The following is a 12,508-nucleotide window of genomic DNA, read 5'->3' on the forward strand; positions in this document are numbered from 1 at the left end:
TGATGGAACGCATCTTCGACATGGACGATCGCGCGCGGCTGCCCTGGCGGTTCTACGGCGCGAGCCTCTCGATCCTCGCCCGACTTTGAGTCGGCGTGCGGCTTTCGCCTGCCTTCCCCATCCCAAATCCCACAGCCATCGCGAGAGAGCCATGACCGCTCCGAGAACGCTCTATGACAAGATCTGGGACGACCACGTCGTCCACCAGTCCGAAGACGGCACCTGCCTGCTCTACATCGACCGCCATCTCGTCCACGAGGTGACGAGCCCGCAGGCTTTCGAGGGCCTGCGCATGACGGGCCGCAAGGTGCGCGCCCCCGAGAAGACGATCGCCGTGCCGGATCACAACGTGCCGACGACCGAAGGCCGCGATACCCGCATCGACAACGAGGAGTCGCGCATCCAGGTCGAGGCGCTCGACCGGAACGCGAAGGACTTCGGCATCAACTACTATCCGGTGTCGGACATCCGGCAGGGCATCGTCCACATCGTCGGACCCGAGCAGGGCTGGACGCTGCCGGGCATGACGGTGGTCTGCGGTGACAGCCACACCGCCACGCATGGCGCCTTCGGGGCGCTGGCGCATGGCATCGGCACCTCCGAGGTGGAGCATGTGCTCGCCACCCAGACGCTGATCCAGAAGAAGTCGAAGAACATGAAGGTGGAGATCACCGGGAGCCTTCTCCCCGGTGTCACCGCCAAGGACATCACGCTGAGCGTCATCGGCCTGACCGGGACCGCCGGCGGCACCGGCTATGTCATCGAATACTGCGGGCAGGCGATCCGCGAGCTCTCGATGGAAGGCCGGATGACGGTCTGCAACATGGCGATCGAGGGCGGAGCGCGCGCCGGCCTCATCGCACCGGACGAAAAGACCTTCGACTATGTCAAGGGTCGGCCGCATGCGCCCAAGGGCGCGGCCTGGGAGTCCGCGCTCTCCTACTGGAAGACGCTCTTCACCGACGAGGGCGCGGTTTTCGACAAGGTGGTGACGATCCGCGGCGAAGACATCGCGCCGGTCGTGACCTGGGGAACCTCGCCCGAGGACGTGCTGCCGATCACCGGCACCGTGCCGGCCCCCGAGGATTTCACCGGCGGCAAGGTCGAGGCCGCGCGGCGCTCGCTCGATTACATGGGCCTGACGCCCGGCATGAAGCTCACGGACATCACGATCGACGCGGTGTTCATCGGTTCCTGCACCAACGGCCGGATCGAGGATCTGCGCGCGGCGGCCGAAGTGCTGAAGGGCAAGAAGATCGCCCCCGGCGTTCGCGGCATGGTGGTGCCCGGTTCGGGTCTCGTGCGAGAGCAGGCCGAGGCCGAGGGCCTGGCGCAGGTCTTCATCGACGCGGGCTTCGAGTGGCGCCTTGCCGGGTGCTCCATGTGTCTCGCGATGAACCCGGACCAGCTCAGCCCCGGCGAGCGCTGCGCCTCGACCTCCAACCGGAACTTCGAGGGCCGTCAGGGCCGCAACGGACGCACCCATCTCGTGAGTCCGGCAATGGCCGCCGCTGCCGCGGTTGCCGGGCACCTGACCGATGTGCGCGACCTGATCGCCACGCAGGTCGAGCCGGCGTGACCTCCGTCGGGCGCGTCCGGTCCGGGCGCGCCTGCAGGCTTTCATAAACTGTCAGGATCGTCGGCATGAAAGGCACGTCCTCGCTCATCGTCTCCGGCGTCCTCGCCCTCGTGGGCGGGTTCGTCGCACTGATCTTCCCCCTCCCGGTCTCGCTCGCCGTCACGGTCCTCGCGGGCTGCGTCTTCGTGGCGAGCGGGGCGGTGGGGCTCTGGGCGGTGTGGTCGGACCGGGTGATGCCTTCGCGCTGGGCCACCGCGCTCTTCAGCCTCATCAGCCTCGTCCTCGGGGTCTGGATGCTGGCCAACCCGCTGGCCGGGATGGTGTCGCTCACGCTGATCGTGGGCGCGCTCTTCCTCGTCTCGGGCGTGGTCCGGCTGGGGCTGAGCCTCGCCACCTGGCGCGGCACCGACATGTTCTGGCTCATGGTGCTCTCCGGCCTGATCTCGGCCGGGCTCGGTCTGTTCATCCTGCTCCGGCTGCCCGAGGCGAGCCTCGTCCTCCTCGGCACCCTGGTCGCGATCGAACTGATCGTCATGGGCACCACCCTCGTCGCCATGGGCTTTGCCCTCAGAAAATCCGGAAAACCCTGAGCCATGCAAGAATTTACCAGACTGACCGGTGTCGCGGCTCCCATGCCGCTGGTGAACATCGACACCGACATGATCATCCCGAAACAGTTCCTGAAGACGATCCAGCGGTCGGGCCTCGGCAAGAACCTCTTCGACGAGATGCGCTACAGGCCCGACGGCAGCGAGATCCCGGAGTTCGTGCTGAACCAGCCCGCCTATCGCGATGCGCAGATCATCGTGGCGGGCGACAACTTCGGCTGCGGCTCGTCGCGCGAACATGCGCCCTGGGCGCTGCTCGACTTCGGCATCCGCTGCGTGATCTCCACGAGCTTCGCCGACATCTTCTACAACAACTGCTTCAAGAACGGCATCCTGCCCATCGTCATGCCGCCCGAGGTGGTCGAGATGCTGATGGAGGACGCCCGCAAGGGCGCCAACGCCCGCATGACGGTGGACCTCGAGGCGCAGACCGTCACGACCTCGGACGGGCAGTCCTTCCCGTTCCAGATCGATTCGTTCCGGCGCCATTGCCTGATGAACGGGCTCGACGACATCGGCCTGACGCTCGAGAAAGTGTCTGCGATCGACGTCTTCGAGAAGAAAGCATCAACCCTGAGACCCTGGGTCTGAGGTCGTTTCTACCTCAAGATGAAAGGCCGCCTCGGGCGGCCTTTTTCTTTCCCCCTTTTGATGCAGTTCGGCGACACAATCTCCCCGATTACGTCACAAAGGTTAGCTTACTCTTACGCCAGATTGCGGCTGAAGGTGAAAGAAGGCACGGTTTGGGCAGAGATACGACAACCCGCCAGAAAAGGCGGGGAGCCTTCGGAACCAGGTCGGAGTCGTCGCTCCGAGCGATCCGGATGAAGGGTGGGAAAGAAGTGATTTCAAGGCTTGCGGGCGCGCTGATGCGCGCTTTCCTCGTCGTCATTCTTCTGGCGACACCCTCGATCCTTCTGCCCGGCGTGGGTCCGGACGGAAAGCAGATGGTCGCTCTCGTCGCCCTCTTCGGCGGGGTTCTCACCTTCGTCGAATACAATGCGACCTATCCCGGTCTCGTCGAGTTCCGGGACGCGCCTCCGTTCAACCGTCTGCGGTATGCGCTCCTGTTCGTGATGGTGGTCTCGCTGACGCTGATGCAGCGGGAGACCAGCGATCCCTCGACGCTCACGATGCTGTTCTCCGAACTCGGCTCCGCACTCGGCGGGGCGATGGACTTCTCGTACAGCCCGGTCCGTCTCGCCACCCTGATGCTGTCGGATGCCGCCACGACCGAGGACATTGAGGCGGTGCGCGATGCCGCCGGCATGGCCTATCTCATCGCCACGGCGGCGATCGCGATCTTCGTGGTGGTGATCCGGCTGAACCGCTGGCCGTCGCGCCACGCCGCCTTCAACGTCTGGGTCAACCTGCCCACGTTCGAGGCCACCGCGGGCGGCGACGTGGTTCAAAGGCTGCTGCGGGACGCGCGCATTAACGTAGCCTTAGGCTTTCTGCTGCCATTCCTGATCCCCACGGTGGTGAAGATCGGCAGCAGCGGGCTTGATCCGTTGACGCTGGCCTCACCACAGACCCTGGTCTGGACGACGGCGGCATGGGCATTTCTTCCGGCAAGCCTCTTCATGCGCGGCGTGGGCATGGCCCGCATCGCCGAGATGATCCGCGAGAAGCGCCGCATGGGCGAGGTGATTGGAAACTCCGGCTTCGTCCCGGTCTGACGGCTCTCCTCGCGTTCCTCCTGCTTCTGCCGCTGGCCGCCGCCGCCGACAGCATCCGCTTCGCCGTCTGGGACACGGAGCTGTCCCGGAAGGGGCCGGGCCTCCTGCTGCGCGACATCCTGAAGGCCGAGGATCCGCAGATCGACGCCGTGCGCCGGATGATCGAGGCGCTGGACGCGGACGTGCTGCTTCTGCTGGGCGTCGATTACGACGCAGGCCTGCTCGCGGCTCGGGCCCTCGCGGGAGAGGCCTATCCTCACCTGTTCGCGCTGAGGCCAAACACCGGACGCAGCACCGGCCTCGACCTCGACGGAGACGGACGGCGGGGCGGGCCGGGTGATGCGCAGGGCTGGGGCCGCTTTGCGGGGCAGGGCGGGATGCTGCTGCTCTCGCGGTTGCCCCTCGAGGACCCGCGCGACTTCTCCGGCTTTCTCTGGCGCGACCTGCCCGGCGCGAACCTGCCCGGCGCGAACCTGCCGCCCCTGCCGCCCGAGGTGGCCGCGGTCCAGCGCCTTTCCACCACCGGCCATTGGGAGGTGCCACTGCGACTGCCGGGCGATGCGCGGCTGAGCCTGCTCCTCTGGTCGGCCACGCCGCCGGTCTTCGACGGCCCCGAGGACCGGAACGGCCGCCGCTCCGCCGACGAGGCACTGTTCTGGACGCGGCTGATCGAGGGACGCCTGCCGATGCCACCGCCCGAGCACCCGGTGCTGCTCATGGGCAAGGCCAACATAGATCCGGTGGCGGGGGACGGGCTTCACGAAGCCATCACCTCGCTGCTGACCCATCGGCTGCTGCAGGATCCCGCCCCGACCGGTCCCGACGACGCCACCGAAACCGCCGATTTCCGCGAGGCGGGCGGGCCGGGCCGGCTGCGGACGGACTACATCCTTCCGGGTCGCGGGCTGCGCGTGACCGGCTCCGGCGTCCTGTGGCCGCCGCCGGGCGACCCGCTCGCCCCGGTCGCCGCGGCTGCGTCCCGTCATCGACCGGTCTGGGTCGAGATCGAGGTGCCCTGACCTCTGCCGTTCCGGAAATGCGGGGGCATCCTGCGCCTCTTCGGCACGGCCCGACCGGTGCCGTCCTTTTCTGCCAGATGCTTGACCGGGCAGGGGCGACGGCGTAGGCCACGGCAAACCCCAGTGATAGCAGGAGCGCATCTTGGCCAACCCCTCCCTCCTCATCCTCGCCGGCGACGGCATCGGCCCCGAAGTCATGGCCGAGGTGAAACGCATCATCGGCTGGCTCGGCGAGAAGCGGGGCGTGACCTTCGACGTATCCGAGGATCTCGTCGGTGGCGCGGCCTACGACGTGCATGGGGTGCCGCTGGCGGACGAGACAATGGCGAAGGCGCAGGCGGTCGATGCGGTGCTGCTCGGCGCTGTGGGCGGGCCCAGGTATGACGTCCTCGATTTCTCGGTGAAGCCCGAGCGGGGGCTGCTGCGCCTGCGCAAGGAGATGGACCTCTATGCCAACCTCCGCCCTGCCCAGTGCTTCGACGCTCTGGCCGATTTCTCCAGTCTGAAGCGCGACATCGTCGCCGGGCTCGACATCATGATCGTGCGCGAGCTCACCTCGGGCGTCTATTTCGGCGAACCGCGCGGGATCTCTGCCGACGGCGCGGGCGGCCGCGTCGGCGTCAACACCCAGCGCTACACCACCGAGGAGGTCCGCCGGGTCGCCCGCTCGGCCTTCGAGCTGGCCCGCCGCCGGAACAACCGGGTCTGCTCGATGGAGAAGGCCAACGTCATGGAGTCGGGCATCCTCTGGCGCGAGGAGGTGCAGTGGGTCCATGACAACGAATATCCCGATGTCGAGCTCAGCCACATGTATGCCGACAACGGCGCCATGCAGCTCGTGCGCTGGCCGCGGCAGTTCGATGTGATCGTGACCGACAACCTGTTCGGCGACATCCTGTCGGACTGCGCGGCGATGCTGACGGGCTCTCTCGGGATGCTGCCGTCGGCCTCGCTCGGCGCGCCGATGGCGAACGGCCGGCCGAAGGCGCTCTACGAGCCCGTGCACGGCTCCGCGCCCGACATCGCGGGGCAGGGCAAGGCGAACCCGATCGCCTGCATCCTGAGCTTCGCCATGGCGCTGCGCTACTCCTTCGACATGGGCGAGGAAGCCACGCGGCTCGAGAAGGCGGTCGAGGCGGTGCTGGCCGATGGCGTGCGCACTGCCGACCTGATGGGCCCCGAGGGCGGCACCCCGGTCTCGACCTCGGGCATGGGTGACGCGATCCTCGCGGCGCTGGACGCGAGCCTCTGAGGCGCCGAATTGGGGGCGGGAAACCGCCCCTTTTCTCCCTCGGCCGCTTGCGCTCGCACCCGTTCCGGGCGAAGGTGCGACGAAATTCCCACCAGCAAAGCGGCGATCTTCCTACGTGGCCAAATCGAACACGCGCGGCGCGCTTCTCGCGCTGCTTGCATTCGCCATCTATGCAACCCACGACGTCGTGGTGAAGGTGCTGGGCCGCGACTACACCGCCGTCCAGATCCTCTTCTTCGCGACGCTCCTGGGCTTCCCGCTCGCCTCTCTCATGCTGATGCGCGACCGGATGGACGGGAACCTGCGGCCCCGTCATCCCTGGTGGGTGCTGATCCGGACCGCCTGCATCGTGACGACCGGGCTCTGCGCCTTCTACGCCTTCTCGGTGCTGCCGCTGGCGCAGACCTATGCGATCCTCTTCACCATGCCGCTCCTCGTGACGCTGCTCGCCATCCCGCTGCTGGGCGAGACGATCGGGCCGCACCGCGGCTTCGCCATCGCCGCAGGTCTCGCCGGCGTGCTGATCGTGCTGCGCCCCGGCGCCGAGCCGCTCAGCCTCGGACATGTCGCCGCACTGCTTGCGGCCGCCACCTCGTCGCTCGGCTCGGTGATCGTGCGCAAGATCGGACAGGACGAGCGTTCGGTGGTGCTGCTCCTCTATCCCATGGTTGCGAACTTCTTCGTTCTCGGGGCCGCGCTGCCCTTCGTCTACCGCCCGATGCCGGTGGAACATCTCGGCATGATGGGCATCATCGCCGCCTTCAGCTTCGTTGCGATGCTGCTTACGATCATCGCCTACCGCATGGCCGAGGCCGTTATCGTGGCGCCGATGCAGTATTCGCAGATGGTCTGGGCCGCGCTCTTCGGCTGGCTGATCTTCGGCGAGCGGTCCGACCTCTGGACCTGGGTCGGTGCCGGGGTGATCATCGCGAGCGGCCTTTACATCGTCGGCCGGGAGTCGCGCCGCAATGTGTCGGAGAACCGGCCGGCAAGCCAGACCCGGCTGCGACCCGAGGTCGGACTGATGCCGCGGCTGCTGCGCCGCCGCGAGACTCGTGACACGCCCTAGCGAAAAGCTTGCGGACCCCCTTGCATTCACATCCGCGACCATTTAATCCGCACGCCACGGTCGGAGCGTAGCGCAGCCTGGTAGCGCACCTGCTTCGGGAGCAGGGGGTCGGAGGTTCGAATCCTCTCGCTCCGACCAGTTTCCCGGTTTCAGTATCCCAGACAGTTTCCCTTCGTTCCGAAGGGCCACCTGTCGGACGCGGCTTGGCCGGTTTATCCTGCCTCCCCCGCCCTCACGCTCTCGCCCATCTGGCTCCTGAAGCCCGGCGTCCGCCCGTGGTCGCGGCGGCGGGCACGAGCCTTGTTAGCGGTTGATGAAGATAATGCCGCCCAGCACGAGGGCGGTCGTCGATGCGGCGATGGTCATGGATGTCAGGAACGGCTTCATGCGCTCCATCTGCGCCTCGGACAGCTAGTCGAGGGTGCTTCTCGATCAGATCTCATCGCGTGGCCTGGACCACGCGCACCGCCGAAGACAGTGGGTCCTAAGCCTACGCGGCATCGAACCGATTCTTGTTCAGCGAGGCGAGCAGCGGACCGACATCCCGAAGGTCGAGAGGATGCGACAGGTGGAATCCCTGTCCCAGTTCGCAGTCGAGCGACTTGAGGAAGGCAAGATCGTCTTCGCTCTGGATACCTTCGGCGGTGACAGCGAGCTTCAGGCTGTGCGCGAGCGCAAGAATGCCGGTGACGATCTTCTGGTTCTCCGGCTGCTCCTGAATGCCCATGATGAAGCTTCGGTCGATCTTGATGCGATCGAACGGAAGCTGCCGCAGATGCGACAGCGACGAAAAGCCGGTGCCGAAATCATCCAGCGCCAGTGACACGCCCATGCCCTGCAGGCGCTCGATCAGCATGCGCGCAAGGTTGAAGTCCAGCATGATCGCGCTCTCGGTGATCTCGACCTCGAGCCGGTTCGCGTCGAAGCCGGTTTCTGCCAGGATCTCGCGCACCGTCTCTGCCAGATGCGGGTTGCGGAACTGGGTCGGCGAGAAGTTGACCGACAATGTCAGGGGCCGGTCCCAGCTCTGAGCGGCGACACAGGCCTTCCGCAGGATCATCCAGCCGACCTCGGCTACGACGCCGATGTCCTCGGCAATCGGGATGAAGATCTCGGGCGATACCATGCCCCGCACCGGATGGTTCCAGCGTGCCAGCGCCTCGAAGCCCCTGAGCGAGCCGTCCGCGATGCTGTAGACGGGCTGCAGGTAGGGGGCGATCTCGTCGCGTCCCATGGCGTCGCGCAGATCCTGCTCGAGTTGCGTGCGCTCCTGCGCGGCACGGTCGAGTTCCTGGTCGTACCAGGCGAACCTGCCGCGCCCCGAGCGCTTCGCGAGATAGAGCGCCTGATCGGCGGAGTGCAGCACGACCGACGTGGTCTGCCCCTCGTGCATTCGCGCAAGTCCGATGCTCGCGCCGATGTGGAGACGGCTCTCGTCCCGTCGGATGGGCTGCGCGATCGACGCGATGATGCGTCGGGCAACGTGCTGTGCGCGATCCACCGATGTGCCCGGGCGCAGGATCACCGCGAATTCATCACCCCCCAGACGCGCGGCGACGTCGCCCTCGCCGAGGTTTGACGTGATGATGGAAGCGACCTCTTCGAGCACATGATCGCCGCAGGCATGCCCATGAAGATCGTTGATGACCTTGAAGCGATCGAGATCGATCATCATCATCGTGACCTCGTGGGCCGCACTGTCCGAGGACATGTGATCCAAGAAGCCCCTGCGGTTCAACAGCCCCGTCAGAGGGTCGTGTCGCGCGAGAAGCTTGGCCTCGCGCTCGGCCGCATCCCTCTCTTTCGCCGTGCGCGCGAGTTCGCGCGACCGGATGGCGAGCATGAACACAAGACAGACGATCGCATTCACCGAGAGCATGGCGAGTTCGTCGAGCTCCCAGTCCTCGTGAGAGCGGCTCAGGGCCGCGAAGGCTTCGAACGCCTCGAAGTGGATGCTCAAGTACAGGCTGAGCCCGGTCGATGCGAGTATGAGGAGGTAGAGCGATGTGCTCCGACCGATGTGCAGATGTCTTCTCAACCGTCGTCTCCACCGCATCAAGCGAAGCCACGAGGTCGGCGATGCGCGCGTTCAGCCTCGGCCAGCATACAGGATTGCAGGGCAGTCCCGATGCGCGGCGGCCTTGGTACTCGCCAGCAAGCGGGGGCGGCGGGCGGCTGAGTGGGCCGTGTGCATCCCGGCATTTCACCGGCACCTATTGTACACTACCGCGACTGCACTTGGGTCAAGAAAAGGCCGCGGCTACATACTTCTGCTTATCCATGCGCGTCTTTCGCACTGCCGTGTCCGCTCTTCCGTCAGGTCTGGCAGGCGAATTCCCCCACCATTCGGCCAGTTTTCCCGAAGCATCCGGTCATTTGCCGGGCACGACTCGGCACCATCAGGGCAGCGGGGGGAATCGGCCGGCACCCTGCCCCGGCCTCGGAACGCGCGGACCATGCCCGCTCACCGTTGGCAGCAACAGATGATTGCGCGTGCGGTAGCGTCCACTCTCGGGCGCTCGACGCCGCTGCATGATCGGCGGCACAGGGTTCCACGGTTAGCCTCTCTTCCGCCGGTGGCGTGGGCGGGACAAGGCGGGTGACGCTCGACAGGTCGAAGAAGCGCGACTACCCGGTCATCCCGCACAAGATGCGGGCAATACGCCGAACGGCCCTTCACGCGGTGCGACGCCTTGCCAGATCGGAGGTGCTTGATTCTGCGCTGCGGCAGCCATTTACTTCGTCATGCGCCAACTGCATGGCTGGAGAGCATGCCTTTCGAAATCGAGCGGAAGTTTCTGGTCGCCAACGACGAGTGGAAGCACGAGGTTTCGCGTGCCGTCAGGCTCAGGGATGGCCTGATCGCGATCCGGGGCGGCCGGAAGGTGCGGGTCCGCATTGCCGGTGACGCCGCGACCCTGACGGTGAAGGGACCGCGAAAGGGCATCGCGCGCTCCGAATTCGAATACGAGATCCCGCTCGCGGATGCCGAGGCCATGATGGCCGAGCACTGCCGCCTGCCGGGACAGATGGTCGAAAAGACCCGCCATTTCATTCCGAACGGACAACTGGTCTGGGAAGTGGACGTCTATCAGGGGCTTCTCAGCGGCTTGACCACCGCAGAGATCGAATTGCCCGACAGCGGCACGAGTTTCCAGCGACCGGACTGGCTTGGCGACGAGATCACGGGCGATGCCCTCTTCAGCACCCGGATCCTGCTGCGACAGGCGATGGCTCGGCGATGGTCCGGCCTGTTCTGGCCGGCCGTGAGGCGGCTGAACCTCTGGCGGCGGCGCGCGAGACCGCTGAGCCGTGGCCGGGCGACGGCACGTCGGAGTTGACAACACTCAGGCGCGCGGCGGCACAGGGATGCAACAGGCGCATGACACTGCTGCCGCGGTCAGGGCTTCCGGACCACCCCCAGGGTCGCGTAGCCCCGCCAGAGCGGTCGGCAATTGCTGGTGCCCCCGATACCAGTGGCCACTTCGGCCAGCGCCGCGCTCAGGTTCTCGCGCGGCGAGACGTGGAACCGGCCGATCCACCCGCGCAGCCCCTTGCGGAACCAGCCGGGCAACCCGGCCTGATCTCCGAAATCCACGACGTGCAATTCGCCGCCCTCGGCAAGATGGGCTGCGGCGTGGAAGAGCGCGCCGCGCCAGTCGGGGATCATCGACAGCGCGTAGGAGATGGCGATCCGCTCGAACCGGTCGGTCCCGAACAGCGCCTGTGCGTCGAAAGCGGTCGCATCGGCCTCGACCAGCGTGGCGCGGCCGCCGAGACGGGCGCGGGCCGACCGCAGCATCTCGCTCGAGATGTCGAGGCCGAAAAGCCGGCAATCCGGCCATCGGCGGCCGATGAGGTCGAGGTTCCGCCCCGTGCCGCAGGCGATCTCGAGTATGCGGGCGCCGCCGGGCGGCGGTGCAAGCTCCTCGATCAGCCTGTCGCGCCCCAGAAGGAAGTAGCGTCGCGTCGCGTCGTAGATCAGGCGCTGGTGGCGGTAGGTGGCATCCATCAGCGCGGCATGGGCGGCGCTGCCGCTCATGCGTCGCGCCGGCGGTAGACGTGGAAGCCACCGTAGATCGCGGACCGATCGGCCGCAAATCCCGCGCGACCGGCCGCGCGGTCGGCGCGCCACCGGCCGAGGATCTCGTCCGGCACCCGCCCCGGCAGGATGTCGGCGGCCCCGCCGGTGCGGAAGATCACCGTGGCGCCCGGCGCTGCGGTTCGCGTCACCTGCCGCCAGAGGGCGGCAAGCTGCGCATCCGTCATCCAGTCCTGCGCGTCGAGCAGGCTGAAGCCCTGGAGCGACCCCTCGGGCTCGGCGGCCAGCGCCTCGGTCAGCGAGCGGTTCTCGATCCGGACCTGCGGCGCGCCCTCGCGCAGGGCCTCGAAGGCCGAGGGCTCGAGATAGGGCGGCAGCGCGCCCTCGCCGGGAAGCGGGTAGCGCCGGGCGATGGCCTGGAAGGCGAAATAGTTCTCGCGCAGCGGAAAGTCGCAGAGCAGCCGGTGGAGGCGCTGGCGCAGCACCGGCAGCACGTCGCCATCGCCGTCGTCGGCCAGCAGGGCGTATTGCGCAGGCGGGATGCCCAACCCGAACAGCGAGGCGCGCTGTCGCACCAGCGCCCGCACCAGCGGCGCCTCGAAGAGCGGCCCGATCTTCGCATAGAAGAAGCTCCGCTGCTCCTCCATGTCGCGGCAGTCGAGGAAGCCTCGCAGGTCCGTGCCGGTGAGCCGGGCCACCGCATGGCCCGCGCCGATGAAGCGGCCGAGCGCGCCGTGCCGGTAGAACCCGCGCGAGAAGACGCCGATGCGGCGACCGAACGGGCCACGCGCCTCCCAGTAGCGCCGGCTTGCAGGGTCGAGCGCGGGGGCGATGTGGCGGTCGTAGAGCGCGATGTTGCCGGGCTGATCCGCCCGCCCGAAGAAGTCGAAGAAGGTGTCATGGTCGGGCAGCGTCCGCGCCGCGGCGAGCTTCAGCCGCCCCAGCGCGACATGGGCGGGCGAAAGATCAACGGCGAGGATCCCGGCCGGCGCCTGCGTGAGGTAGGACATCACGTTGCATCCGCCCGAGGCGATGGCTACCAGCCGATGGCCGGGCCGGATGCCGAGCGCCGCCATGTCAACCGCCGGATCCTCCCAGATCTGCGGATAGACCAGACCGTGGAACAGGCGCGAGAACATCCGCTCCATCAGCCCGTCGGCGCTGAGGAAGGGCGTGCGGTGGACGGCGGCACCTATCTGGCGTGCGACCTTCGGCGCGGGCAGGGCGGTCAGGGCGGACTGGGGCACTGGGAAAACCTCC

Annotated in this window: 11 protein-coding genes and 1 tRNA gene; 9 read left to right on the forward strand and 3 right to left on the reverse strand. The window is 67.1% G+C overall.

Translation table 11 applies throughout. The annotated features are described in order from the left end of the window. Positions 1-151: 151 nt before the first annotated feature. The 8 genes from leuC to ACTVZP_RS06940 all read left to right on the forward strand — a co-directional run bounded on the left by leuC (position 152) and on the right by ACTVZP_RS06940 (position 7,344). Complete coding sequence (gene leuC, locus ACTVZP_RS06905; protein ID WP_443211393.1) at positions 152-1,579, forward strand: 3-isopropylmalate dehydratase large subunit; 1,428 nt, start codon at positions 152-154, stop codon at positions 1,577-1,579. A 65-nt stretch (positions 1,580-1,644) separates the two neighbouring features. Then, positions 1,645-2,169, forward strand: coding sequence for an HdeD family acid-resistance protein (locus tag ACTVZP_RS06910; RefSeq protein ID WP_443211394.1), 525 nt, complete (start codon positions 1,645-1,647; stop codon positions 2,167-2,169). Between the two features lie 3 nt (positions 2,170-2,172). Further along, positions 2,173-2,778 carry a 3-isopropylmalate dehydratase small subunit gene (gene leuD, locus ACTVZP_RS06915; RefSeq protein WP_443211395.1) on the forward strand — a complete coding sequence of 202 codons (606 nt, stop codon included), beginning with the start codon at positions 2,173-2,175 and terminating at the stop codon, positions 2,776-2,778. 278 nt (positions 2,779-3,056) lie between these two features. Then, positions 3,057-3,866: a hypothetical protein gene (locus ACTVZP_RS06920; protein ID WP_443211396.1), complete on the forward strand. Its 810-nt coding sequence runs from the start codon at positions 3,057-3,059 to the stop codon at positions 3,864-3,866. Then, entirely contained in the window at positions 3,749-4,885 is a 1,137-nt protein-coding gene (locus ACTVZP_RS06925; RefSeq protein WP_443211442.1) for an endonuclease/exonuclease/phosphatase family protein, read from the forward strand. The genes ACTVZP_RS06920 and ACTVZP_RS06925 overlap by 118 nt, the downstream gene beginning before the upstream one ends. A gap of 142 nt (positions 4,886-5,027) precedes the next feature. Continuing rightward, positions 5,028-6,137 carry a 3-isopropylmalate dehydrogenase gene (leuB, locus tag ACTVZP_RS06930; protein WP_443211397.1) on the forward strand — a complete coding sequence of 370 codons (1,110 nt, stop codon included), beginning with the start codon at positions 5,028-5,030 and terminating at the stop codon, positions 6,135-6,137. A gap of 115 nt (positions 6,138-6,252) precedes the next feature. Beyond that, positions 6,253-7,206 carry a DMT family transporter gene (locus ACTVZP_RS06935; RefSeq protein ID WP_443211398.1) on the forward strand — a complete coding sequence of 318 codons (954 nt, stop codon included), beginning with the start codon at positions 6,253-6,255 and terminating at the stop codon, positions 7,204-7,206. Positions 7,207-7,267: 61 nt separating this feature from the next. Next, a tRNA-Pro gene (locus ACTVZP_RS06940) sits at positions 7,268-7,344 on the forward strand. Positions 7,345-7,696: 352 nt separating this feature from the next. On the opposite strand, the gene ACTVZP_RS06945 is transcribed toward ACTVZP_RS06940, so the two are convergent. Continuing rightward, a complete protein-coding gene (locus tag ACTVZP_RS06945; protein ID WP_443211399.1) occupies positions 7,697-9,166 on the reverse strand; it encodes a putative bifunctional diguanylate cyclase/phosphodiesterase in 1,470 nt (489 codons plus the stop codon). 811 nt (positions 9,167-9,977) lie between these two features. Here ACTVZP_RS06945 and ACTVZP_RS06950 point away from each other — a divergent pair. Further along, a complete protein-coding gene (locus tag ACTVZP_RS06950) occupies positions 9,978-10,547 on the forward strand; it encodes a CYTH domain-containing protein (RefSeq protein ID WP_443211400.1) in 570 nt (189 codons plus the stop codon). Between the two features lie 59 nt (positions 10,548-10,606). Here ACTVZP_RS06950 and ACTVZP_RS06955 read toward each other — a convergent pair whose 3' ends face one another. Together ACTVZP_RS06955 and ACTVZP_RS06960 are read right to left on the reverse strand one after the other, a co-directional pair. Then, positions 10,607-11,248: a class I SAM-dependent methyltransferase gene (locus tag ACTVZP_RS06955; RefSeq protein ID WP_443211401.1), complete on the reverse strand. Its 642-nt coding sequence runs from the start codon at positions 11,246-11,248 to the stop codon at positions 10,607-10,609. Next, entirely contained in the window at positions 11,245-12,495 is a 1,251-nt protein-coding gene (locus ACTVZP_RS06960; RefSeq protein WP_443211402.1) for a DUF3419 family protein, read from the reverse strand. Before ACTVZP_RS06960 ends, ACTVZP_RS06955 begins: the two co-directional genes overlap by 4 nt. Positions 12,496-12,508 lie beyond the last annotated feature (13 nt).

Source organism: Rhodobacter sp. NSM, assembly GCF_052244495.1.
Taxonomy (GTDB): domain Bacteria; phylum Pseudomonadota; class Alphaproteobacteria; order Rhodobacterales; family Rhodobacteraceae; genus Cereibacter_A.

Bases quoted from the DNA above. Each gene is read 5' to 3' on its own strand.
- leuC (WP_443211393.1), top strand. From the start codon at position 152: ATGACCGCTCCGAGAACGCTCTATGACAAGATCTGGGACGACCACGTC.
- ACTVZP_RS06955 (WP_443211401.1), bottom strand. From the start codon at position 11,248: ATGAGCGGCAGCGCCGCCCATGCCGCGCTGATGGATGCCACCTACCGC.
- ACTVZP_RS06950 (WP_443211400.1), top strand. From the start codon at position 9,978: ATGCCTTTCGAAATCGAGCGGAAGTTTCTGGTCGCCAACGACGAGTGG.
- ACTVZP_RS06910 (WP_443211394.1), top strand. From the start codon at position 1,645: ATGAAAGGCACGTCCTCGCTCATCGTCTCCGGCGTCCTCGCCCTCGTG.
- ACTVZP_RS06920 (WP_443211396.1), top strand. From the start codon at position 3,057: ATGCGCGCTTTCCTCGTCGTCATTCTTCTGGCGACACCCTCGATCCTT.
- leuD (WP_443211395.1), top strand. From the start codon at position 2,173: ATGCAAGAATTTACCAGACTGACCGGTGTCGCGGCTCCCATGCCGCTG.